The 22,522-nt window shown below is 69.3% G+C and carries 19 protein-coding genes and 1 pseudogene; 10 read left to right on the forward strand and 10 right to left on the reverse strand.

Annotation, left to right across the window (positions count from 1 at the left end):
• The first annotated feature begins 7 nt into the window (after nt 1-7).
• Nucleotides 8-1,630, forward strand: coding sequence for a cation:proton antiporter domain-containing protein (locus AOP72_RS09070; protein WP_062135321.1), 1,623 nt, complete (start codon nt 8-10; stop codon nt 1,628-1,630).
• Between the two features lie 42 nt (nt 1,631-1,672).
• Here AOP72_RS09070 and AOP72_RS13630 read toward each other — a convergent pair whose 3' ends face one another.
• The 4 genes from AOP72_RS13630 to AOP72_RS09085 all read right to left on the reverse strand — a co-directional run bounded on the left by AOP72_RS13630 (nt 1,673) and on the right by AOP72_RS09085 (nt 4,292).
• The gene (locus AOP72_RS13630; RefSeq protein WP_193746397.1) at nt 1,673-1,816 is read right to left on the reverse strand and encodes a hypothetical protein; all 144 of its coding nucleotides are present in this window, start codon (nt 1,814-1,816) and stop codon (nt 1,673-1,675) included.
• An 11-nt stretch (nt 1,817-1,827) separates the two neighbouring features.
• Nucleotides 1,828-3,288, reverse strand: coding sequence for an NAD(P)/FAD-dependent oxidoreductase (locus tag AOP72_RS09075; protein WP_062135324.1), 1,461 nt, complete (start codon nt 3,286-3,288; stop codon nt 1,828-1,830).
• Nucleotides 3,289-3,414: 126 nt separating this feature from the next.
• Nucleotides 3,415-3,810 (reverse strand): phage holin family protein, encoded by a 396-nt coding sequence (locus AOP72_RS09080; RefSeq protein ID WP_062137092.1) that lies wholly within the window; start codon nt 3,808-3,810, stop codon nt 3,415-3,417.
• Between the two features lie 65 nt (nt 3,811-3,875).
• Nucleotides 3,876-4,292, reverse strand: a complete 417-nt coding sequence (locus AOP72_RS09085) for a carboxymuconolactone decarboxylase family protein (protein ID WP_193746398.1) — start codon at nt 4,290-4,292, stop codon at nt 3,876-3,878.
• A 239-nt stretch (nt 4,293-4,531) separates the two neighbouring features.
• Here AOP72_RS09085 and AOP72_RS09090 point away from each other — a divergent pair, with 239 nt between their 5' ends.
• The 4 genes from AOP72_RS09090 to AOP72_RS09105 all read left to right on the forward strand — a co-directional run bounded on the left by AOP72_RS09090 (nt 4,532) and on the right by AOP72_RS09105 (nt 9,959).
• Nucleotides 4,532-5,161, forward strand: a complete 630-nt coding sequence (locus tag AOP72_RS09090; protein WP_084631907.1) for a sigma-70 family RNA polymerase sigma factor — start codon at nt 4,532-4,534, stop codon at nt 5,159-5,161.
• 2 nt (nt 5,162-5,163) lie between these two features.
• Nucleotides 5,164-5,907, forward strand: a complete 744-nt coding sequence (locus tag AOP72_RS09095; protein WP_062135331.1) for an anti-sigma factor — start codon at nt 5,164-5,166, stop codon at nt 5,905-5,907.
• A gap of 141 nt (nt 5,908-6,048) precedes the next feature.
• The gene (valS, locus tag AOP72_RS09100) at nt 6,049-8,826 is read left to right on the forward strand and encodes a valine--tRNA ligase (RefSeq protein WP_238581651.1); all 2,778 of its coding nucleotides are present in this window, start codon (nt 6,049-6,051) and stop codon (nt 8,824-8,826) included.
• Nucleotides 8,827-9,029: 203 nt separating this feature from the next.
• On the forward strand, nt 9,030-9,959 hold the full coding sequence (locus AOP72_RS09105) for an endonuclease domain-containing protein (protein ID WP_152650328.1): 930 nt from the start codon (nt 9,030-9,032) through the stop codon (nt 9,957-9,959).
• Between the two features lie 68 nt (nt 9,960-10,027).
• Here the strand turns inward: AOP72_RS09105 and AOP72_RS13635 are convergent, their stop codons facing one another.
• From AOP72_RS13635 to AOP72_RS09120, 4 genes and pseudogenes are all read right to left on the reverse strand, one after another.
• The gene (locus AOP72_RS13635) at nt 10,028-10,186 is read right to left on the reverse strand and encodes a hypothetical protein (protein WP_193746399.1); all 159 of its coding nucleotides are present in this window, start codon (nt 10,184-10,186) and stop codon (nt 10,028-10,030) included.
• A 127-nt stretch (nt 10,187-10,313) separates the two neighbouring features.
• Nucleotides 10,314-11,576: an ATP-dependent Clp protease ATP-binding subunit ClpX gene (gene clpX, locus AOP72_RS09110; RefSeq protein ID WP_062135340.1), complete on the reverse strand. Its 1,263-nt coding sequence runs from the start codon at nt 11,574-11,576 to the stop codon at nt 10,314-10,316.
• 399 nt (nt 11,577-11,975) lie between these two features.
• Nucleotides 11,976-12,629 (reverse strand): annotated as a pseudogene (locus AOP72_RS09115) (ATP-dependent Clp protease proteolytic subunit); the annotation flags it as partial.
• A 17-nt stretch (nt 12,630-12,646) separates the two neighbouring features.
• On the reverse strand, nt 12,647-13,264 hold the full coding sequence (locus tag AOP72_RS09120; protein WP_084631650.1) for an ATP-dependent Clp protease proteolytic subunit: 618 nt from the start codon (nt 13,262-13,264) through the stop codon (nt 12,647-12,649).
• Nucleotides 13,265-13,411: 147 nt separating this feature from the next.
• On the opposite strand from AOP72_RS09120, the gene AOP72_RS09125 reads away from it, so the two are divergent.
• From AOP72_RS09125 to AOP72_RS09135, 3 genes are all read left to right on the forward strand, one after another.
• The gene (locus AOP72_RS09125; RefSeq protein WP_152650329.1) at nt 13,412-13,723 is read left to right on the forward strand and encodes a hypothetical protein; all 312 of its coding nucleotides are present in this window, start codon (nt 13,412-13,414) and stop codon (nt 13,721-13,723) included.
• Nucleotides 13,724-13,824: 101 nt separating this feature from the next.
• Nucleotides 13,825-14,328 carry a DUF4190 domain-containing protein gene (locus AOP72_RS09130; protein WP_062135347.1) on the forward strand — a complete coding sequence of 168 codons (504 nt, stop codon included), beginning with the start codon at nt 13,825-13,827 and terminating at the stop codon, nt 14,326-14,328.
• Nucleotides 14,329-14,446: 118 nt separating this feature from the next.
• Nucleotides 14,447-14,980 (forward strand): DUF4190 domain-containing protein, encoded by a 534-nt coding sequence (locus AOP72_RS09135; protein WP_062135350.1) that lies wholly within the window; start codon nt 14,447-14,449, stop codon nt 14,978-14,980.
• A gap of 107 nt (nt 14,981-15,087) precedes the next feature.
• Here the strand turns inward: AOP72_RS09135 and tig are convergent, their stop codons facing one another.
• On the reverse strand, nt 15,088-16,443 hold the full coding sequence (gene tig / locus AOP72_RS09140; RefSeq protein ID WP_062137102.1) for a trigger factor: 1,356 nt from the start codon (nt 16,441-16,443) through the stop codon (nt 15,088-15,090).
• A 250-nt stretch (nt 16,444-16,693) separates the two neighbouring features.
• Here tig and AOP72_RS09145 point away from each other — a divergent pair, with 250 nt between their 5' ends.
• Nucleotides 16,694-19,330, forward strand: coding sequence for a cation-translocating P-type ATPase (locus AOP72_RS09145; RefSeq protein WP_062135353.1), 2,637 nt, complete (start codon nt 16,694-16,696; stop codon nt 19,328-19,330).
• Nucleotides 19,331-19,379: 49 nt separating this feature from the next.
• Here AOP72_RS09145 and AOP72_RS09150 read toward each other — a convergent pair whose 3' ends face one another.
• Entirely contained in the window at nt 19,380-22,079 is a 2,700-nt protein-coding gene (locus tag AOP72_RS09150; RefSeq protein WP_062135355.1) for a cation-translocating P-type ATPase, read from the reverse strand.
• A 183-nt stretch (nt 22,080-22,262) separates the two neighbouring features.
• On the opposite strand from AOP72_RS09150, the gene AOP72_RS09155 reads away from it, so the two are divergent.
• Nucleotides 22,263-22,490, forward strand: a complete 228-nt coding sequence (locus AOP72_RS09155; protein WP_062135358.1) for an RNA-binding S4 domain-containing protein — start codon at nt 22,263-22,265, stop codon at nt 22,488-22,490.
• The last annotated feature ends 32 nt before the right edge of the window (nt 22,491-22,522 follow it).

Here is a 22,522-nt window from a genome sequence, read left to right on the forward strand (position 1 = left end):
TCTCCCCATGTTGCACCATGCCCCGCTCCTGACCACGATCGCTGCGGGTCTGGTCGTCGCCTTCGGATTGGGATTCCTCGCCCAGAAGGCGCGCCTGTCTCCCATCGTGGGCTATCTCGCTGCGGGGATCGTGATCGGCCCCTTCACGCCCGGCTACGAAGCGGACACCGAGCTCGCGATGGAGCTCGCGGAGATCGGCGTGATCCTGCTGATGTTCGGGGTGGGACTGCACTTCTCGTTCCGCGAGCTGCTCGCCGTGCGCAAGGTCGCGCTCCCCGGAGCGATCGCGCAGATGACGGCCGCGACGGCGCTCGGCACCGGCTTGGGCCTGTGGATCGGCTGGGGTCTCGGGGCGTCGATGCTGTTCGGCCTCGCGCTCTCGGTGGCCTCCACGGTGGTGATGCTCCGCGCGCTGGAGGACGAGCAGCTGCTCGACACCAGGGGCGGCCACATCGCGGTCGGCTGGCTGATCGTCGAGGACCTCGCGATGGTGATCGCACTGGTGATGATCCCCGTCCTGGCTTCTGGGGCCGGGGGCCCTGGGGCGCTCGCCGGAGAGCTCGCGTGGACTGTCGTCAAGGTGAGCGCGTTCGTCGCGCTGATGGTCGTCGTGGGACGGCGGGTCGTTCCGTGGCTGCTCGCGCGTGTGGCCGATTCCGGCTCGCGCGAACTCTTCACGCTCAGCGTGCTCGCCCTCGGCATCGGCGTCGCGGTGGGGGCGGCCTACCTGTTCGACGTCTCGTTCGCGCTGGGAGCGTTCTTCGCGGGCATGATCCTGCGCGAGTCCGATCTCTCGCACCGCGCCGCCGAGGACTCGCTGCCGCTGCGGCAGGCCTTCGCGGTGCTGTTCTTCGTGGCCGTCGGCATGCTGTTCGACTGGCGCGTGATTATCGAGCAGCCGCTGGCGCTGCTGGGCACCTTCCTGGTGATCGTGGCGGGCAAGACCGTCGTGGCCTTCGCCATCGTCCGAGGCCTCAAGTACTCGAAGCAGATGGCGATCGTGGTCGCGGCAGCGCTGGCGCAGATCGGCGAGTTCTCGTTCATCCTCGTGACGCTCGGCGCCGACCTCGAGATCCTCTCCGGCGACGCCCGTGACCTCGTGCTCGGCGGAGCCATCCTGTCGATCATCGCGAACCCGCTGCTGTTCGCGTGGGCGACCCGCGCCTACCGCGAGATGGAATACGTGGTGCCGATGGCCGATGCGCCACGCGAGTACGAGGGGGAGGACCACGTGCTCGTCGTCGGCTTTGGGCGCGTGGGCGCGCGGGTCGCCGAGGGCCTGTGGGCGCGTGGTGTGCCCACCGTCGTGGTCGACGATGATGAGCGACGCGTCGAGAACCTGCGGGAGCAGGGGCGCGAAGCGATCCTCGGCAACGCCGTGCGGGCGAAGGTGCTCCAGGCAGCGGGAATCGAGAACGCGACGGTGGTGATCGTGGCCATCCCCGACCCCTTGAACGCCGGAGCCATCGTCTCGAAGGCCCGCGCGATGCGACCGGAGGCGCGCATCATCGGCCGCGGTCACCGTGAGGTGGATGTCGAGTATCTGACGGAGATGGGCGCCGACCGCGTGATCGTGGGCGTGCATGAGACGGCCGATCTGATGGTCGCGGAGGCGGACTCCCGCTCCTAGGCCTCGCTCGCGACTCAGCGGCGACAGCTCAGCCCTGCGCTCTCAGTGGGACGTGCGCGCGAGCCTCCACATCGTCCAGTTGATGCGCATGAAGCGGAAGAACTGAAGCACGGGGTTGCGCCGGCGCCGCAGCTCCTGCGTCGTGGGAAGCGGCGCCTGGGCGATGCGCTCGTTGGTGGTGTCCATGGCGTGCCTCTCTACTCCGGAATCCAGGTCCAGCCGGGCTTGACCTTGGCCTTGTAGATGAACAGCGTGTGCAGCAGCCGCTTCACCCAGTGTCCGGCGAGACCGATCTCTCCGAACGTCTCCTTGAGGTTGCGCCCCGTCTCGGGATATCTCTCCCAGTCGGGCACCACGGGGCTCATGGTCATCGCGGCCGCCGTGCCGGAGCGCATCCCGGTGCCCGCCGATGCCACACAGGCGGCGGCCATCTCCGCCATCGAGGCCGAGTGCGTGGGGGCCGGGGCGCCCTTGAGGATCATGTCCGCGATCGAGAACGCGACGACCTTGCCGATGGTCCCCGACGGCATGCCGGTGCGGGGCGGACTCGGAGCGACGGCCAGTCCCTCCGGTGTGGCACGCGGCCTCGAGATCTGGTGGGGCGGAGCGAACGCGATGCCCACCGCGAAGCAGTTCGGGTACGTGGGGTTCTGGTACGTGCGGGGCCAGTCCTTCGCGCTCCACTCCTCGAAGGGCCGCTTCTCGTAGTCGGCGTCGACCTTCATGAACCCGGACGGCGCGAACACCGCGTCGGTGATGTCCTCGCCCGCCCGGTCGTACGCCTTCCAGTCGGCGCCCTTGAAGGGCGGGAGCAGCATCGCGAAGTCGTACGGCAGGTCGTTGTGCGAGCCGTCGAGCTGGTCGTAGTGGATGACGCCCGGGTCGATGCTCGTGACAGCGGCGCCCGTGATGGCCGTGACGCCGCGCTCGCGGTACAGCGACTCGGTCCACAGCTGGCTCGTGGTCCGGAAGCCGTTCTGCTCGAACTGCATCCCTCCCACGCCGAAGTCGCCCAGCTCGTTCTCGTTGGTCAGGTACACGAGTTCGACACGGTCGCGCACACCGGCCTCGCGCAGCTCATGCTCGACGTTGAAGGTGTACTCGAACGCCGCACCCTCGCAGGTGCACGTGCCGTGTCCGACGCCGATGACCACACGCTTGTCCTCGCCGTTCCTGCACGCGGAGATGACCTCCTGCAGCCTGGCCTGCGCGTCCTCGGCGTGGGCAGGGGTGCACACCGACACGGTGTTGCCCTCGTCCGGGCCCAGACCCGGCGTGGCGCCGAAGTTGAGCTTGGGGCCCGTGGCGTTGACGAGGTAGTCGTAGCGAAGCCTGTCAGTCTGCCCCGCCTTCTCGGCGGAGGTGAACTCGACCTCGACGGCGGGACGGTCGTCGTCCGCGTCGCCCTCGGGCCAGAGCGCGAAGGCCTTCGCCTGGACGAAGGTGATGCCGTGCTTGGCGTAGATGGGGGCCAAGGGGAAGACCACGTCGTCCGCTGTCATCCGGCCCACGCCCACCCAGATGTTGGAGGGGATCCAGTTGTACTTCGCGTTCGGGGAGACGACCACGACCTCGTGGGCCTTGCCGAGACGCTTCTTCAGGTAGAGGGCTGCGGTGTGACCCGAGACTCCCGCACCGAGAACCACGACACGAGCCATGCTCGATCACCTTCTTCGCTGATCACGGCGTGGAACGCCACGACACAGCTCCGGTATACGCCCTTGGGCGTCGCGCATCGCAGGACCGAAGTCCCACCAGGGGCGCGAGAGGCCTGGCCGCGGGGTCTAGGCGCGGCCGTCAGTATTCGAGTCGCGTCGCTCCTTGAGCCACCACAGGGGCAGCAGCAGGGTGGCGATCGCCGTGACGAGCCACACGATGAGGGTGCCGATCACCCACGTGGTGACGCCCGTGATCTCCAGACCGTCGCCCACCAAGGTGGCGATGAGCAGTGCCACGAATGTCGACACGAGGCCCACGCCTCCCGTGAACGCGTTGGCGTACCGCATCGACATCTTGAGGATGAACGGCGAGAGGATCGACTGGGCGATCGCGAAGACCACGACGGCGGTCACAAAGCCGGACACGGTGATCTCGAAGTCCTCGAGAAGCAGGGACGCGACCCATAGCCCCAGAGCGGCAGACGCGACAAAGATCAGCACACGGATCAGGAATCGAATCATGATCAGCACGCTACTCCTGAGCCGCCCCGTGCGCGCGGCGAAGGGACGACCCCATGAGCGGCCCTCTACTCCATCCCGCGCGTGACCCGATTCCAGGCGTTGACCAGCGCGACGGTCTCCACCACGGCGCCGAGCTGCTTCCTCGTGAAGAACTGCCCGGCCTCGTCGCGCGCCGCGGGCTCGAGCCCGCGCGGGGGGTCGGTGAGTATCTCCGCGAACCGAAGAGCGGCGACATCGCCCTCGCTCACCAGGTCCTCCCGCATCAGCATGACGGGGCGCGCGAGCGCGGCGATCAGCTCGGGTCGCTCGCCCATCGACGCCAGCTGCTCCGAGTGAAGCCGCACGCTGAAGGTGCAGCCGTTGATGTGCGAGCAACGGAGCCGGATCATCTCCCGCAGCCGCGGTTTGAGTTCGCTGCCCGCCGTCGCGTCGAAGCCCTCGAGGGACCTGAGGAACTCGGCACTGACCTTCGCGACACTCACGACGGCGACGCTACCAACCTGCACCGACGCCGCGCCAGCGTCCCTGGTGATCTTCCGGGGCCTCGGCTGACTGCGACCAATCCGCCACGCATCCGCGCGCGAACCTCCGTCACAGTCGCGGCGCCGTGCCCCTTCCTGAGCGGGGGTGCGGCGCGGCGATGGACCGAGAACCACTGCATCGATGCTTCGATGGGGGAGCCAAGATGAACGCCGCCGTCCGCCCCGAACGGAGGTCGCCCATGGAGCGACGCCACCTGCACGCCGTCAGCGACGACGTGCCGCGAGTGTCGCGCCACGAACCGGACGCCACCGCTGCTCAGAGCCTGGACGACCTGCTCGCGGCCTCGGGACGGGGATCGGCTCAGGCATTCGAAGGGGTGTACAGCGCGATGGCGACGCCGGTGTACCGGCTCGCGCTGCGGATCGTGCGGGACCCCGGCATGGCCGAGGACATCGCTCAGGAGGCGTTGGTCGAGGCGTGGCGCAAGGCTCCGGAGTTCCAGCCCGGCCGCGGCAGCGCCAAGACGTGGATGCTCACCATCGCGCACCGGCGTGCCGTCGACCGCGTGCGCCGCGAGCAGCGCCAGCGTCAGCAGATGGAGACCGAGGCCGCCGTCGCGGAACGTGAAGCGACGCCTGCGGACCAGGACACGGTGGTGGAGGTCGACTTCCGACGCTGGCAGTCGGAGCGAGTGCGAGGAGCGCTCGACACGCTGACGGACATCCAGCGTGAGGCGATCGAACTCGCCTACTACGGGGGATGTACGCAGACAGAGGTGGCCGCACAGCTCGGGGTGCCACTCGGCACCACCAAGACCAGAATACGAGACGGCATGAAACGGCTACGCGACGCATTGGAGGAGGGATAGCCATGGATCTGCACGAGATGGTCGGCGCCTACGCCCTCCACGCCCTCGACGACGACGACGCGCGTCGCTTCGAGGAGCACCTCGCCCACTGCGACGAGTGCCAGGCAGAGCTGGCGAGCCTCGAGGGCGCTCTCGACGCTCTCGCCGAGCCCGGCGACGACGAGTCGGCGGTCGCTCCCGTGAGCCTGCACGCCTCGGTGTTCGACGAGATCGCGCACACCACGCAAGTGTCAGCACCCGAGCCTACGACCGCACCCGACTCCCCCGCTGAGCCCGCGTCGCTCGACGCGGCCCGCGCATCGGCCGCGCGCCGTCCGCGCCGCCTCGGCCCGCGCCTGCTGGTCGCCGCCGCTGGCCTGCTGGCTGTCGTGGCCGTCGGCGTCGGGTTCTTCGCCAGCGGTGCCGACGAGCGTGCGCTCGCGGACGAGGCCGAGCGCGTCCGTACGGCCGACGACTCGATCGAGTATGCCCTCGGCCTGGGTGCCGCGACCCTGCATGTGTCCCAGGCAGAGGGGGGCGTCGCGCTGATCGGCGACACCCCCGACCTCCCCGACGGCGAGACCTACCAGGTGTGGGTGGTCCCGGCGGATGGCTCGGCTCCCGTGCCCGGTCCGGTGCTCGGAGACGGCGAGCTCGCGCTGGCGTGGATCACGGAGCTGGACGGCGCGGCCGCGGTGGCCATCAGCGTCGAACCGGAAGGCGGATCGGAGACCCCCACGGAGGTCGTCACAGCCGTCGAGCTCTAGCCCCACGCCCCCCATATCCCGCCTTAGCGTCGCAGCGGGCGCTGAGTGTCGGGATATGCGCGCCCGCCGATCCTGGCGCGCGTTCAGTGTCGCCACCCACCCGTGCCCGCGCACCGGCCGCGTTCTGAAAGAATGGCCCCCATGACTGCGCGCATCCCAGAGAAGGCCACCGTCGACGGACTCGAGGACCGCTGGAACGAGGCCTGGGAAGCCCAGGGCACGTACCGGTTCGACGAGACCAAGGATCGCGAGCAGATCTACTCGATCGACACCCCTCCCCCCACCGTCTCCGGCTCGCTGCACGTGGGCCACGTGTTCTCGTACACGCACACCGACGTCGTCGCCCGCTACCAGCGCATGTGCGGCCGCGAGGTGTTCTACCCGATGGGCTGGGACGACAACGGGCTGCCCACCGAGCGCCGCGTGCAGAACTACTTCGGCGTCCGATGCGACCCGACGCTGCCGTACGAGCCGGGCTTCGAGCCCCCGCACGTGGGCGGCGAGGGCAAGTCGATCAAGGCCGCGGACCAGCAGCCCGTCTCCCGCCGCAACTTCGTCGAGCTGTGCGAGCGGCTGACCGAGGAGGACGAGAAGCAGTTCGAGGCGCTGTGGCGTCACCTCGGCCTGTCCGTCGACTGGTCGCGCACCTATCAGACCATCGAACCGGACGCTCAGGCGGTCGCGCAGCAGGCGTTCCTCCGGTCGCTCGCCCGCGGCGAGGCGTACCAGGCGGAGGCGCCCACGCTGTGGGACGTGACGTTCCGCACCGCAGTCGCGCAGGCCGAGCTCGAGGACCGCGAACGCCCCGGCGCCTACCACCGCGTCGCCTTCGAGCCCGCAGCGGACATGGAGGAGGCCACCGGCCGCTACGACTCCGTGTGGATCGAGACCACCCGTCCCGAACTGCTGCCCGCGTGCGTGGCGCTCGTGGCGCACCCGGACGACAAGCGCTACCAGCCGCTGTTCGGCAAGCACGTCCGCACTCCCCTGTTCGGCGTCGAGGTGCCCGTCGTGGCGCATCGGCTCGCCTCGCCCGAGAAGGGCTCCGGCATCGCCATGATCTGCACGTTCGGCGACGTCACCGACGTGATCTGGTGGCGCGAGCTCGACCTGCCGATGCGCTCGGTGCTCGGGCGCGACGGCCGGTTTGCGGCAGATGCGCCGGCCGGCGTGGACACGCCCGATGCGGTGGCGGCGTACGCGCAACTCGCGGGCAAGACCGTGTTCTCGGCTCAGCAGCGCATCGTCGAGATGCTGCGTGAGGCGGACGTGATGGAGGGCGACCCGCGCCCCGTGTCACACCCCGTGAAGTTCTACGAGAAGGGTGACAAGCCACTCGAGATCGTCACCTCGCGCCAGTGGTACATCGCCAATGGCGGTCGCGACGAGTCGCTGCGCGGCGCGCTGCTGGAGCGCGGCGCCGATCTGGACTTCGTGCCCGCGCACATGGGCAAGAGGTATGAGAACTGGGTCAACGGCCTCACCGGCGACTGGCTGATCTCGCGCCAGCGGTTCTTCGGCGTGCCGATCCCGGTGTGGTACCCGCTCGACGACGCCGGCGAGCCGGTGTGGGACGCGCGCATCGTGCCGGCGGAGGACGCCCTGCCGGTGGACCCGTCGGTCGATGCCGCGCCCGGGTTCACCGAGGACCAGCGCGACCAGCCCGGCGGCTTCGTGGGCGAGATGGACATCATGGACACGTGGGCGACGTCCTCGCTCACACCGCAGATCGTCGGCGGCTGGCGCACCGACCCCGCGCTGTTCGCCAAGGTCTTCCCTATGGACCTGCGCCCCCAGGGACAGGACATCATCCGCACCTGGCTGTTCTCGACCGTGGTGCGCTCGCACCTGGAGCACGGCACGCTGCCGTGGAAGCACGCGGCCATCTCTGGCTGGATCCTCGACCCCGACCGCAAGAAGATGTCGAAGTCCAAGGGCAACGTCGTCACGCCGATGGGACTGCTCGAGACCCACGGGTCCGATGCGGTGCGCTACTGGGCGGCCTCGGCACGTCTGGGCACCGACGCCGCCTTCGACGAGGGCCAGATGAAGGTGGGCCGTCGCCTCGCGATGAAGGTGCTGAACGCTTCGAAGTTCGTGCTCGGGGCGACCGGCATCGCGACGGCGGCCGATGCGTCGCTCGAGGAGGGCCTGCGCGCGACGGCGCACGTGAGCGGTGGGGTGCTCGATGGCGGTGACGCCCCGGCTGGCCTCGTCACGCAGCCGCTCGACCGCGCGCTGCTGGCAGGGCTGGCGGACGTGGTGGACAAGGCCGGCGCCGCGCTCGAGGCCTACGACCACACTCGCGCGCTGGAACTCACGGAGTCCCTGTTCTGGACCTTCTGCGACGACTACGTGGAGCTCGTCAAGACGCGCGCATACGACGGCGCCGCGCCGGGCGAGGCGATCGACCCGTTCGCCGAGTGCTCGCCCGAGGCCGCATCGGCCCGTGCCGCGCTGACCATCGCGCTCGAGACGTTCCTGCGGCTGTTCGCACCGGTGCTGCCGTTCGCGACCGAAGAGGTGTGGTCATGGTTCCGGCCCGCGACGGTGCATCGTGCGCCGTGGCCCACCTCCGAGCCGCTGCGTGCCGTCGCCGGTGACGCCCCCGATGCGACACTGGTCGACGCCGCAGGCGCCGCACTCGCGACGCTGCGCAAGATCAAGTCCGAGGCCAAGGTCTCTCAGCGCACCGAGCTGGTGTCGGTGGATCTGCTCGTGCCTGAGTCGAAGGTCGCGGCCGTGTTCGCGGCGAAGGCCGATGTGATGGCGGCGGGCCGCGTGCGTGCGCTGCAGATCGTGGACGCCGAGGCGGCGCTCGACCCGGGCGTCGACGGCGAGGGACCTGAGGACGGCTCGGGTGTCTCGATCGCGGACACCACGGTGATGCGCACGGAGAACGTGGTCTTCGCCGACTAGCCCCCACCCGGCTCTCTCTCCCCCCTCCCCGCCTTAGCGTCCCAGGGGGCGCTGAGTGTCGGGATTCGGGGGGCGGGGAAATCCTGGCGGGCGCTCAGTGTCGGTGCTCCCGTTGCGTCCCCATGGCCCTGCGCGCCTGGTGTGCCCGCAGGCCGGCGGAGTGCCGAGCGCGTGTCATGGTCCGCCCGCACTACGACGGTCCCATGCGAACACTCCGCGCGCTGCCCAGCCCGGCGTCGACCGACGATGCGGACGGTCTCGCGCGCGGTCGACCCCAGGCCTTCACCCGACGTGAGCTCGAGGCGTTGTGGTCACCACGCAAGGTGAGGACCGCCATCGAGCGCGGCGCCATCGTTCGGTTGCTCCCCAACGTCTACGTCGCCGCGGAGCACTCCGAGTCATTCGAGGCGCGCGCCGACGCCGCGCTCACGTGGGCGGGCGCTGACGCGATGCTCATCGGCGCCAGCGCACTGTACGTGTGGACGCTGCTCGACGAACCCCCTGAGACCATCGACATCGCCACCGTCGAGAGGCGCCACCTGAGCCCGCCACCATGGCTGCGAGTGCAGTGCCCCACCTACGACATCGCGTCGCGGCACGTCAATGGTCATAGCGTTGCGCCCGTGGCCACGGCGATCGCGCAAGGGTACGGCGACCTGTCGCCCGGCCAGCAGTCCGATGCGGTCTTCGGGGCGGTGGCGCGAGGGCTCGTCACCACTCGCGAACTGCGGGCAGTGCTCGTGTCGATGCCGCGCATACGCCAGCGTCGCCGTCTGACCAGCCGAGTCGAGGCCGCGGAGAGGGGCGCCGAGAGCTGGCTCGAGGAAGTGGGCCTCCAGTCGGTCTTCACGGGGCGCGATTTCGATGGGTTCGTCCGCCAGCATCGGATTCGCTGCCACGACAGCCGCTATCGCCTGGACATGTACGACCCGTTCTCACGGCTCGCGGTCGAGCTGGACGGAGCCACGTGGCATCGAAGCGACCAGCAGCGCCTGCGCGACATCAGGCGAGATGCGGATCTCGCGACGATCGGCATCCAGACCATTCGACTCGCGACGACCGACCTCGTCGAGCGTCCGCAGTGGTGCCGAGACATCGTGCTCCGTGCACGCACCGCCCGTATGGATCGCTAGACCGTCACTCAGCGCCCTCCAGGATCACCCAAGGCGCCAGAACCGACACCCCATCGCCCGCTGCGACGCTAAGGCGGAGAGAGGTCGATGGGCGGGATGCCACCGCCCTCGGGGCGCTCCCACGGGAACTCCACCTGCTCGCCATCGTCCGCATCGTCGCTCGCCGGGACGGGTCCCAGCGCGAACCACGCCGGCACCATCGCCGCGACCAGCGCCACGTTCAACACGAGCGCACCCCACGGACGTGATGGCCAGCAGGGTCGTCAGCCCACTCGCGGTGACGACCGTGCCCCAGCGCTGCAGCACCACGTAGGCGAATGTGCGCACGGAGGGCAGGCCGCTGGCCGGAGGAGGCTAGGCCGCGCCTTCTTCGCGTTCGACCTCGCGCTCGATGTACGCCGGCGTGATGCGGTCCATCACGACGTCGCGAGTCACGACCACACGGGCCACGTCGTCACGGCCGGGAACCTCGAACATCGCACCCTGAAGGACCTCCTCCATGATGGCGCGCAGCCCTCGCGCTCCCGTGCCGCGCTCGAGCGCCTGCTCCGCGATCGCCTCGATCGATTCGCGGTCGAACTCCAGCTCCACGCCGTCGAGCTCGAACATGCGTTGGTACTGCTTGACCAGCGCGTTCTTGGGCTCGGTGAGGATGGAGACCATGGCGTCGATGTTCAGCGGCGAGACGGTCGCGATGACCGGCATGCGCCCGATGAACTCGGGGATCAGCCCGAACTTGTGCAGGTCGGACGGAGTCACGTGAGAGAAGAGGTCCGAGTTGTCGGCCTCCTTCAACTGGGCGCCGAAGCCGATGCCCTTGCGCCCCACACGGGAAGAGATGATCTCCTCGAGACCCGCGAAGGCACCGCCGAGGATGAAGAGCACGTTGGTGGTGTCGATCTGGATGAACTCCTGGTGCGGGTGCTTGCGACCACCCTGCGGCGGCACCGAGGCCTGCGCGCCCTCGAGGATCTTGAGCAGCGCCTGCTGCACTCCCTCGCCGGAGACGTCGCGGGTGATGGACGGGTTCTCCGCCTTCCGCGCGACCTTGTCGATCTCGTCGATGTAGATGATGCCGCGCTGCGCCTTCTCGACGTCGTAGTCGGCGGCCTGCAGCAGCTTGAGCAGGATGTTCTCGACGTCCTCGCCCACGTAGCCGGCTTCGGTGAGCGCGGTGGCGTCGGCGATCGCGAACGGGACGTTGAGCATCCGTGCGAGGGTCTGCGCCAGGTACGTCTTGCCGGTTCCGGTGGGCCCGATGAACAGGACGTTGGACTTGGCGATCTCGATGCCGTCCTCGGCGACCGTCGAGGTCCCCTCGCCCGCACGCACGCGCTTGTAGTGGTTGTAGACCGCGACCGACAGCGCGCGCTTGGCGGACTCCTGCCCCACGATGTACTGCTCCAGGAAGTCGAAGATCTCCCGCGGCTTGGGCAGCTCGGTGAACTCCGTCTGCGCCGCCTCGGCGAACTCCTCCTCGATGATCTCGTTGCACAGCTCGATGCACTCGTCGCAGATGTACACCCCACCGCCCGCGATGAGCTTGCGCACCTGCTTCTGCGTCTTTCCACAGAATGAGCACTTCAGCAGGTCGCCGCTGTCCGCCGGTCGAGTCATCAAGGCCTCCTTCTGGCCGTGGCCATCTCCGTCCAGGCTACCCACGCTGTCCGACACGTGCCGGGCGACTCGCCGCCCCGCCCGTTCGCCCTTGGCTCACAGCACCACCGTGCACCCGGCCGATGCGGTCGCGAGGCGATCGCCACGCCTCACCTGACGTTCGCATCGGCCGCACTCGCGGATGGGTGAGCAACCGCTCTGACCGACGACGAACGGCCGCCCCCGACGAATCGGGAGCGGCCGTCGGCGCGGTTCGGGATCCTTCGACTACTTGGTGTCCTCAGGCGTGGCGTCGGGCTCCGGGGAGCCGCCGTCCTTCTTGCCAGCGTCCTTGACGGCGCCGTCCTTGGCGGACCCGAGCACGGGTGCCGAGGCACGGTCATCCGGAGCCACCGTGTCGACGCCCTTGCGGGACTCGAGCACCTGGTCCACGAGCCCGTAGTCCTTCGCGGCCTGCGCCGAGAGGAACCTGTCGCGCTCGATGTCGTCGCGGATCTTCTCCTCGGTCTGGCCGGTGTGCTTGGCGAGCGTGTACTCAAGCCACTCGCGCATGCGCACCATCTCTTCGGCGTAGATCTCGATGTCCGAGGCCTGCGCGCGTGCACCGCCCTCGATGCGCGGCTGGTGAATCATCACGCGGGCGTTCGGCAGTGCCAGACGCTTGCCGGGCTGGCCCGCCGCGAGCAGCACGGCAGCCGCGGAGGCCGCCTGGCCCAGGCACACGGTCTGCACCTGCGGCTTGATGTACTGCATGGTGTCGTAGATCGCGGTGAGCGCGGTCTGCGAGCCTCCCGGCGAGTTGATGTACAGCGTGATGTCGCGGTCCGGGTCCTGGGACTCGAGCACGAGCAGCTGCGCCATCACGTCGTCCGCCGAGGCGTCGTCGATCTGCACGCCGAGGAAGATGATGCGGTCCTCGAACAGCTTCGCGTACGGGTCCTGACGCTTGAAGCCGTAGGCCGTGCGCTCCTCGAATGAGGGCAGGATGTACCGCGAGCTGGGGCCAGCAGGGGCCGAGCCGCCGTAGCCGCCGGTCCGGCCAGCCGCCTGAATGGCCTGAGTGATGTCGCTCACGCGTTGCCTCCCTGGGACTCGTCGCCGGCATCCGCCGCGTGCATGATCACCTTGTCGACGAAGCCGTACTCCAGGGCCTCCTCGGCGGTGAACCAGCGGTCACGGTCCGCGTCCTTGGTGATCTGCTCGACCGACTTGCCGGTCTGCTCGGCCGTCAGCTCGGACAGCACCTTCTTCATGTGCATGATGAGCTCGGCGCCGATGCGCACATCCGTGGTGGTGCCGTAGATGCCGCCCGAGGGCTGGTGCATCAGCACGCGCGTGTGCGGGGTCGCGAAGCGCTTGCCCGGGGCGCCGGACGAGAGCAGGAACTGTCCCATCGAGGCCGCCATGCCCATCGCCACGGTAGCGACGTCGGGCTTGATGTACTTCATCGTGTCGTAGATCGCCATGCCCGCGGTGATCGAGCCACCGGGGCTGTTGATGTACAGGTAGATGTCCTTGTCCGGGTCCTCCGCGGCGAGCAGCATGAGCTGCGCGCAGATGGCGTTCGCGTTGTCGTCGCGCACCTCGTCGCCCAGCCAGATGATGCGCTCGCGCAGCAGCCGGTTGAAGATCGAGTCATTGAGACCCATCCCTCCGCCGTCGCCGCGTGCCGTGATCGTGTCGCTCACGTTCGTCCTCTCGTCCTGTGGTCTTGCGTCAAACCTAACGGCGACGCACGCGCATCCATGCCAGTTCCCCCTGGTTTTCGCTACGGGGTGAACGGCCGATGCGGGTGCCCGGCTAGGCTGGCGTCGTCACCTTGGGGGGCGATGCGCATGACCATCCGACCGAGCGAGGACCGCCACGCGGCAGGCACCGAGAACGCGACGGTAGCGCGGCCCGACAGGACCGTGCTGAACATCCTCGCGGCGGGTACCGGCGGCGCCAGTCTGGCACTCGCCGTCGTGGGCGCGGGAGCGGCCATCGCGGCCATCGTCCTCGGCCTGATGGGCGTGCGGGCATCGCGGCGGGGTCAGGCCCGGCTGGCATGGGTGGGCGTGGCGGGGATCCTGTTCGGACTCCTCTCCATCGCCGTGATGCTGTGGCTCGCCTCGACATTTGCGAACAGCATCGCCGATCTGGACTGACCGCGCAACGCCGACGGTGCCTCTCGTGCGCGGCGGCTCCACCGACGGCCGAGCGCGCCGCTACGCTCGTCGATGAACGACCATCAGACCAGGGAGCACCCATGAGCACCACGCCAGAAGACCCGTTCGCCCGCAGCTCCGACGGCGGCGGCGCACCGCACTCGGCGCCGCAGCCGGAGGCGTGGGGCGAGCCTGCGCCGCAGGCACCTCAGTACGGCCAGCCCGAGAACGGGCAGCCGCCGTATGCGCAGCCTCAGCATGCCCAGCCGCAGTACGCACAGCCGGGATACCAGCAGGGCCAGTACCAGCAGGGCTATCCGCTGCCGTACGCCGGACCGAACCCGCGCCAGGCGAAGAACTGGATGGGCATCGTCGCCTTGGTCGCGTCGCTCTCGACGATCGTGACGGGCATCGGCTGCATCGCGGGCATCATCTTCGGCCACCTCAGCCTGAGCGCCGTCAAGAAGGGCGAGGCGGACAACCGCAGCCTCGGCCTGGCGGGCCTCATCACGGGGTACGTGTTCCTCGCCCTGGGCCTGCTCGCAATCGTCGCGTACATCATCTTCATCGGAGTGATCATCGCGGCGGAGAGTTCCGCCTCCTGATTCCCTCCGGGCCAACCCTCATGTCTGCGGCACAGATCTCGGGCGCTCGGCCGATGCGTGCTGTCGGCGGCAGGCTTACGCTCGACTGGGAGGGATCACGAGACCCAAGGAGCATCCCATGAGCACCACGCCAGACGACCCCATGCAGCAGCCACCCCAGGGCGGCTCAGCACCTCAGGACGGCCCAGTGCCGCAGCCCGGTCAGCAGCAGCCGCAGTACGCGCAACCGCAGTACGCGCAACCGCAGTACGCGCAGCCGCAGTACGGCCAGCCCTACGGCGCGGGGCCCGCGATGGTGCCGACCGGCCCACGGCCGGGCACCGAGAAGAACTGGATGAACATCACGTCGCTGGTGCTCGCCATCGTCGGTCTCGTCACCTGGATCACCGCGATCGGCGGCGTGGTCCTGGGGCACCTGGGCCGCAGCGCCGCGCGCAAGGACGAGGCGGACAACGGCGGCTTGGGCCTCGCCGGCCTGATCATCAGCTACGTGGTGATCGTGCTGGGAGTCCTCGGCATCATCGCCACCATCGCGTTCGTCGGCTGGCTCGGCTCGGAGTGCGGCGGCGACAACCCCGCGGACTGGTGCTCCGACTCGAGCACCTCGGTCGAGATACAGGCGTTCGGCAGCCCTGCCGGACTGACCGCCTGACCCGGCCCGAGCATCGGCCGGATGCGGGCCGACACCTCAAGCGGACGACAGAGAGCAAAGAGCCCGGGCGACCAGTGGTCGCCCGGGCTCTTGATGCGTAGGGAAGGCTACTTGTCGTCGCCCGCAGCCTCCTGGACGGCGGCCGCGACGGCGGCCTCGTCGATGTCGTCGTCCTTCTTCTCGTCCTCGACCGAGCCGATCACCGCGGACAGGTCGACGGCGTTGCCGGCGGTGTCCTTGATGGTGGCGCGGCGCAGGGCGAAGGCGGTGGCCTTCGAGCGCGCGACCTCGGCGACGATCGCGGGGATCTGGCCGGACTTCTCCACCTGCTGGATGAACTCGTTCGGGTCCATGTTGTACTGGCGCGACGCGTTCAGCAGGTAGTCGAGGAGCTCGTTCTGCTCGACCTCGATCTCAAGGTCCTCGGCGAGCTGGTCGAGGAGGATCTGCGCGCGCAGCGCGTTGTGCGCCTCCTCGGTGACCTCGGCGCGGTGCTCGTCGTCCTCGAGGCGGTTCTCGTTCTCGAGGTGCGTGTGGACCTCGTTCTCGATGACCTTCTTGGGGAGCTCGAAGTCGGTGGCATCCTTGAGCGCGTCGATGAGCTTCTCGCGGGCCTCGACGGCCTGGTTGTTCGCCTTGATGCGGCCGGCCTGCTCGCGCAGGTCCGCCTTCAGCTCGTCGACGGTGTCGAACTCGGAGGCGAGCTGAGCAAAGTCGTCGTCCACTTCGGGAAGCTCGCGCTCCTTGACGGCGGTGACCTTGACGGTGATCTGCGCCTTCTCGCCGGCGTTGTCGCCGGCGGCCAGCGGCGCCTCGAACGTGGTCTCCTCGTCGGCGGACAGGCCGATCAGGGCGTCGTCCAGGCCCTCGAGCATGTTGCCGGCACCGACCTGGTAGGAGGTGCCCTGCACGGTGTCGACGTCGGCGCCGTTGAGCTTGGCGGCCAAGTCGATGGTGACGTAGTCGTTGTCCGCGACGGGGCGGTCGACGGTCTTGAGCGAACCGAACCGCTCGCGCAGCTGGTCGAGGCGCTCCTGCACGTCCTCGTCCGAGACCTCGACGGGCTCAACCTCGACGGTGATGTCCTCGGCCTTGGGCAGCTCGACCTCGGGGCGGATCTCCACCGTGGCGGTGAACTCCAGGCTGTCGTCGCCGTCCTCGGCGCCGGGCACCTTGGTGACCTCGACCTCGGGCTGACCGAACGGGCGGATGCCCTGCTCCTCGACCGCGGCCGAGTACCAGCCGGGCAGACCATCGTTGACGGCGTGCTCGATGACGGCGCCCTTGCCCACGCGCTGCTCAAGGATCTTCGGCGGCACCTTGCCCTTGCGGAAGCCGGGGATCTGCACCTGCTCGCCGATGTGCTGGTAGGCGTGGTCGAGCGAGGGCTTGATGTCCTCTTCGGTCAGGTTGACCGTCAGCTTGACGGTCGTGGCGTCGATCTTCTCGATGGCGCTGGTCACGAATGTGCTCCTGTGAATGGGGGTGATGGCCTCGCCGTATGCGGGCATACCGCAGTCGGGCAACCCATCGAGTCTAGTCGCGATGCAGGCTCGTGCCCAAACGGGTTCGCTCTGGGCGATGAGGTGGCCGATGCCCGGGCCTGCACGGAGGGCCGATGCGCTCGCACCGGTGCGACCTAGGTCCCGCGAGCCGGTCGCGGCCGCACGGTTGACTGGAGACGATCCATCCACCCCTGGCGGAAGGACTGTCGTGGCCGCCCTGTTCGTGCGGAAGCCCCGCGACGCCTCGGGGCCGGGCGACGGCGCGTCGCCACCGCTTGCCGTACCCTCGTCGTCTCACTCACAGTCGGCTGACGAGGTGCTGGCCGCTCTCGACGTCGACGGCGACGTGGGACTCACCGAGGAGGAGGCGCGCCGACGCCGCGAGAGCATCGGCCGTAACGAGATCGCCGACGACGGCACCACCCCGTGGTGGGTCCTGCTGTGGCGGCAGATCGCCCAGGCCGTCATCGTGCTGCTGCTCGGCGCCGCCGTGGTGGGGCTGGTCGTCGGCGAAGTGGTGGAGGCGATCGCGATCCTCATCGCCTTGATCGTCAACATCACGGTGGGGTTCGCCACCGAGTTCAAGGCCACCACGTCCATGGAGGCGCTCAAGGACCTGCTGCGTACAGTCGCGGAGGTCGAGCGGGACAACCGGCGGGAAGAGATCGACGCCGCGGACCTGGTTCCCGGCGACATCGTGGGCATCGAGTCCGGCGAGCAGGTGCCCGCCGACCTGCGCGTCATCGACGCCGAGGGGCTGCAGATCGACGAGGCCGGCCTCACGGGCGAATCGGCATCGGCCACCAAGGACACGTCTCCCGTCGACGCGAGCACCCCGCTGGCCGAACGCACCTGCATGGCCTACATGGGCACCACCGTGCTCGCGGGCCGCGGGCGCGGCGTCGTGGTCGCGACCGGAGCGCGCACGGAGATGGGCCGTATCGCGGAGCTCACGTCGTCGGCCGAGCAGACCCAGGCGCCGCTCCAGGCAGGGCTCAATCACCTGTCGAGCAGGCTCGCCATCGGCGTGGTCATCGGCTCCATCGTGCTGTTCCTCCTCGGGTGGTGGCGCGGCAACGACGTCACCGAGATGGTCGAGATCGCAGTAGCGCTCGCCATCGCCGTGGTGCCCGAGGGCCTGCCGGCCGTCGCCACTCTCACCATGGCCGTGGGCATGCGCCGCATGGCTCGAGGCAACGCGCTGGTGCGCAGGCTGCCGGCCGTGGAGACGCTCGGCTCCACCACGGTGGTGTGCACCGACAAGACCGGCACGCTCACCCGCAATGAGATGACGGTAGTGGAGACGCACGTCGCGGAAGGCGCCGAGGACGACCACCTGTGGCACGCATCGGCCCTGTGCAATGACGCGGACATCGATCAGGAGGGCGATCCGGTCGGAGACCCCACCGAGGTGGCGCTGCTCGAGGCAGCGGGCAAGGCCGGGCTCGACTGGAGGGGGCTGCGCGAGGCCTCCGCAAGAGACCACGAGGTGCCTTTCGACTCGGCGAGCAAGCGCATGGCGGTGGTGGTCGACGGAATCGTGCATGCCAAGGGCGCCCCCGAGGTGATCCTGCAGCCCGCGCGCGATCAGGCCCTCATTCACGCGGCCCGGACATGGGCGACTCGAGGGCTGCGCACCCTGGCCTTCGCGCGTGGAGAGGCCTCCGGCGACGGCGACGAGCTCTTCGAGGGACTGCAGGCCGTCGGCGTGGTCGGCATGCACGACCCACCCCGCACTCAGGCCAGCGCCGCCGTGGAGGCGCTGCACGGTGCGGGGGTGCGCGTGGTGATGATCACTGGCGACCGTCCGGACACCGCGACGGCGATCGGCAGACAGCTGGGCTTCCGCACCGAGGGCGCCTTCACCGGCGCCGAACTCGCCGAGATGGACAAGGACGAGCTCAGCGCGCCGCTGCAGGGCGACGCGATCTTCGCGCGCGTCGCGCCCGAGCACAAGCTGCGGATCATCGAGGCGCTCCAATCCCAGGGCGAAGTGGTGGCGGTCACCGGGGACGGCGTCAATGACGCCCCCGCACTGCGTCAGGCCGACGTCGGGGTCGCGATGGGGTCAGGCACCGACGTCGCCAAGGACGCAGCCGATGTGGTGCTGCTCGACGACCAGTTCGGCACCATCGAGCTCGCGGTGCAGGAGGGGCGGCGCATCTTCACCAACATCCGCCGGTTCGGCCAGTACCTGTTCTCGTGGCACGTCGCCGAGGTCTCCGTCATCACCGTCGCCGTGCTCGCTGGCTGGTCCCCTCCGCTGGCGGGGCTGATGATCCTGTGGAACAACCTCGTCATCGACGTGGTGCCGTCGTTCGCGCTGGCGCTCGAGCCGAGTCGCACCGACGTCATGAAGGAGCCGCCGCGAGACCCGCGCGAGCCGGTGATCTCGCGCGCGGTCCTGAGGCGCATCGCGCTCCACGGCCTGCTCGTCGCCGCGACCGGCTTCGCCGCCTATGGGGCCGCGCACCTGTGGCTCGACCTCAGCAACCCGCAGGCACAGAGCGTCACGTTCCTCACGATGTCCGTCGCGCAGACGCTCGCCGTCTTCAACGCCCGCTCGGAGTCGGGATCCGGGTTGCGGGGTGCGCGCCAGAACCCGTGGCTGTGGGGCGCGCTCGCGGTGGTGGGGACGCTGACGATGGCCGCGATGACGCTGCCCCCGCTGCGTGACATCCTCGGTATCGCGGCGATCCCGGGCGTGGCATGGATGGTCGCCCTCCTGCTGGCACTCGTGCCGCTGGCGGCGGTCCAGGCCACACGGGCCGTGCGGTCAGCGCTCGCCCGCCACCCCTCTCCACCCCGCCTTAGCGTCCCAGTGGGCGACGAGCGTCGGTCCTGACGAGTCCGCGCCACCTATTGGGCGCTGAGTGTCGCTCTCGGCGCGTGCGTCACATGCGTCCCACACCCCGGCGCCGCCAGAGCGCCTTCTCTGCGGCGACGGCCAGGAACTTGGCGATGACCAGGCCGATGATCACGGCCCACGATGTCCACCCGAGTGCCTCGCTGGCGAAGACCCGCTGGACGGGAGGGGCGTACGTGAACGCCATCTGCAATGCGATGAGCACACCGGTGACGGCGAGCGCCACGCGGTTGCCGGTGAACGCCTCGACGTTGAGCGCCGACCGAGTGAAGTGCCGGACGTTGAACAGGTACAGGATCTCGGCGAACACGAGCACGTTGACCGCCGTCGTTCGCGCCACCTCGATCGAACTCCCCCGCGACAGCTCCCACTCGAACCCCACCAGGGTGATGAGAGCCATCAGCACGCTCACGTAGGCGATCCGGATGCCGAGCGGGCGGGTGATCAGCGGCTCCGTGGGGGCACGGGGCGGCTGCCGCATGACGCCGGGTTCGGGCGGCTCGAAGGCCAGCGCGAGAGCCAGGGTCACGGCGGTGACCATGTTGACCCACAGGATCTGGCCCACCGTGACGGGCATGGTCTTGGCGAAGAGCAGCGCCACCAGGATCAAGCCTGCCTCACCGCCGTTGGTGGGCAGGATGAACAGCAGGGACTTCTTGATGTTGTCGAACACCACGCGCCCTTGCTTGACCGCACGCGCGATAGTGGCGAAGTTGTCGTCGGTCAGCACCAGGTCGGAGGCCTCCCGCGCGGCGTCCGTGCCGCGGTGTCCCATCGCCACGCCGATATCTGCCGCCTTGAGGGCCGGGGCGTCGTTGACGCCATCGCCGGTCATGGCGACGCAGTTGCCGCGTGCCTGAAGGGCGGCCATCAGCCGCATCTTGTGGTGCGGGCTTGCGCGCGCGATCACGTCGTGACTCACGGCCGCGGCCTGCAGCTCGTCATCGTCCATCGCCGCGATGGCTTCGCCCGTGAGCACGGCATCTGCCTGCAGTCCGAGCTCCCGCCCGATGGCCGCCGCGGTGGCACCGTGGTCGCCCGTGACCATCTTCACGGTGATCCCGGCGGCCTGGCACTCAGCAACCGCGACGACGGCCTCGGCGCGAGGTGGATCGAGCAGTCCCACCATGCCGAGCAACCCACAGTGTGGCAACTCCTCGAGGTCGAGCCGGTCGGTGTCCGGCTCCACCTCTCCCCGGGCCACCGCGATGACTCGCTGGCCCTCGGCGGCGGCGAAGCGGACACGGCCCTGCCACTCCTCATCGTCCGCCATCCCGCACACGTCCAGCACCCGCTCCGGCGCGCCCTTGAGCATCACGAACGCGTGACCGTGGTGGTCGTGGTGCAGCGTGGCCATGAACCGGTTCTCGGACTCGAACGGCACCTCGTCCACGCGCGGAAAGTCGGCTGCCACCTCGTGCTGATCGAGGCCAGCCTTCAGCGCCAGCGTCACCAGTGCGCCTTCGGTGGGGTCGCCGGTCACGCTCCACGAATCATCGTCACCCCGATGCAGCACCGCGTCGTTGCACAGCAGCGCTGCAGTGGCCAGTTGCTGCAGGCCGGGGTGCGTCGACGGCTGGACATCACCGTCGGCATCAAAGAACCCGCCGTCGGGAACGTACCCCACCCCGCTGCATGTCAGGTCGCCATCGGGAAGCAGGACGCGAACCGCCGTCATCTCATTGCGAGTGAGCGTTCCCGTCTTGTCCGAGCAGATCACCGTCACCGAGCCGAGAGTCTCGACGGCCGGGAGCCGGCGCACGATCGCACGCTTGCCCGCCATCGTGCGTGTGCCGATCGCCAGCACGATCGTGATGATCGCCGGCAACCCCTCCGGGATCGCGGCCACACTCAGGCCTACGACCACGAGGAACGCGTCGAGGTAGGCGTACCCCCCGAGGAAGCGGGCATAGAGGAACGCAAGCGCGCCGACGGCGAGGATGAATCCCGTGATCTGGCGGGCGAACTGGTCGAGGCGCTTGAGCAGCGGCGTCGCCAACGACGCGGTGTCGCTGACCAGCGCTCCGATCTGCCCCACCTCAGTCCGGGCTCCCGTCGCCACCACGACGCCACGGGCCTGTCCGGAGACGACCAGGGTGCCCGAATAGGCGATGCAGGTGCGGTCGCCGATGCTCGCGTCCGTCGCGGCGGACTCGACGCCCTTGTCGACCGGCACTGACTCCCCCGTCAGCGCAGACTCCTCGATTCGCAGGCTGCGCACCCGCAGCAGCCGCAGATCCGCCGGTACGCGGTCGCCGGCCTCGAGCAGCACGATGTCGCCGGGGACGAGCTCGCTGGCCTCGATGCGGTGACGGCTCCCGCCGCGCAGCGCGGTCGCGTGGCTGGCGAGCATCGCTCGCACGGCGTCGAGGGCGTTCTCGGCCTTGCCCTCCTGGACGAAGCCGATGACCGCGTTGATCACGACCACGCCGACGATCACGGCGGAGTCGAGGTGGTGCTGCACCAGAGTGGTGATCATGCCAGCGACGATCAGCACCAGAATCAAGGGGTTGTTGAGTTGCGCCAATGCCCTGCTCAGCGGCCCCCGCCGTCGCGCCTCCGGGAGCACGTTGGGACCGTGTTCCCCAAGACGACGCCGCACCTCGTGCGCATCGAGCCCGATCGTTGCATCCGTCTGCCACGCCTCAAGCGTCTGATCCGCCGTGCACGCGTGCCAGCCGACGACCGGCGTGTCCGTCGCGGGTGAGGGAGCAGCGTTGCCCGTCATCACTGTGACACCCCTTCGGCGCGCCGCAGCGCCGGGACCAGAGCGTACAGGGCTCGCCTCTTGATCGTAAGGGAGCTCGACTCACACCCACTAGGCACATGGGCCCACGCCTGCCGTGACCCACGCGGCAACGGCACGCTGATCACACCGGACTGGGGCGAGGACGCGGGCTAGCATGGCGGCATGGCAGCCCCCGATCCGATCCCCGACGTTACCGTCGGAGGCGACGGCATCCGCCTGGGCCAGTTCCTGCAGCTCGCGGGGCTGGTCGATTCTGGCGGAGAGGCCAAGGAGGCGATCCGCTCCGGCACGGTGCGCGTGAACGATGAGGTCGACGACCGCCGGGGGCGCCAGCTCCAGGGGGGCGACGTGGTCACGGTGGGTGGCCGCGCGGCCCGCGTCAGCGCGTAGCGATCAGGGCGCGCTGCCTGCGTCGGCCATCC

It is taken from the genome of Demequina aestuarii (genome assembly GCF_000975095.1).
In the GTDB taxonomy this organism is placed as follows: domain Bacteria; phylum Actinomycetota; class Actinomycetes; order Actinomycetales; family Demequinaceae; genus Demequina; species Demequina aestuarii.

What these genes read in the sequence shown, in the direction of transcription:
- AOP72_RS09070 (WP_062135321.1), top strand. Translation starts at nt 8, where the DNA reads ATGTTGCACCATGCCCCGCTCCTGACCACGATCGCTGCGGGTCTGGTC.
- AOP72_RS13630 (WP_193746397.1), bottom strand. Translation starts at nt 1,816, where the DNA reads ATGGACACCACCAACGAGCGCATCGCCCAGGCGCCGCTTCCCACGACG.
- AOP72_RS09075 (WP_062135324.1), bottom strand. Translation starts at nt 3,288, where the DNA reads ATGGCTCGTGTCGTGGTTCTCGGTGCGGGAGTCTCGGGTCACACCGCA.
- AOP72_RS09080 (WP_062137092.1), bottom strand. Translation starts at nt 3,810, where the DNA reads ATGATTCGATTCCTGATCCGTGTGCTGATCTTTGTCGCGTCTGCCGCT.
- AOP72_RS09090 (WP_084631907.1), top strand. Translation starts at nt 4,532, where the DNA reads ATGGAGCGACGCCACCTGCACGCCGTCAGCGACGACGTGCCGCGAGTG.
- AOP72_RS09095 (WP_062135331.1), top strand. Translation starts at nt 5,164, where the DNA reads ATGGATCTGCACGAGATGGTCGGCGCCTACGCCCTCCACGCCCTCGAC.
- valS (WP_238581651.1), top strand. Translation starts at nt 6,049, where the DNA reads ATGACTGCGCGCATCCCAGAGAAGGCCACCGTCGACGGACTCGAGGAC.
- AOP72_RS09105 (WP_152650328.1), top strand. Translation starts at nt 9,030, where the DNA reads ATGCGAACACTCCGCGCGCTGCCCAGCCCGGCGTCGACCGACGATGCG.
- clpX (WP_062135340.1), bottom strand. Translation starts at nt 11,576, where the DNA reads ATGACTCGACCGGCGGACAGCGGCGACCTGCTGAAGTGCTCATTCTGT.
- AOP72_RS09125 (WP_152650329.1), top strand. Translation starts at nt 13,412, where the DNA reads ATGACCATCCGACCGAGCGAGGACCGCCACGCGGCAGGCACCGAGAAC.
- AOP72_RS09130 (WP_062135347.1), top strand. Translation starts at nt 13,825, where the DNA reads ATGAGCACCACGCCAGAAGACCCGTTCGCCCGCAGCTCCGACGGCGGC.
- AOP72_RS09135 (WP_062135350.1), top strand. Translation starts at nt 14,447, where the DNA reads ATGAGCACCACGCCAGACGACCCCATGCAGCAGCCACCCCAGGGCGGC.
- AOP72_RS09150 (WP_062135355.1), bottom strand. Translation starts at nt 22,079, where the DNA reads ATGACGGGCAACGCTGCTCCCTCACCCGCGACGGACACGCCGGTCGTC.
- AOP72_RS09155 (WP_062135358.1), top strand. Translation starts at nt 22,263, where the DNA reads ATGGCAGCCCCCGATCCGATCCCCGACGTTACCGTCGGAGGCGACGGC.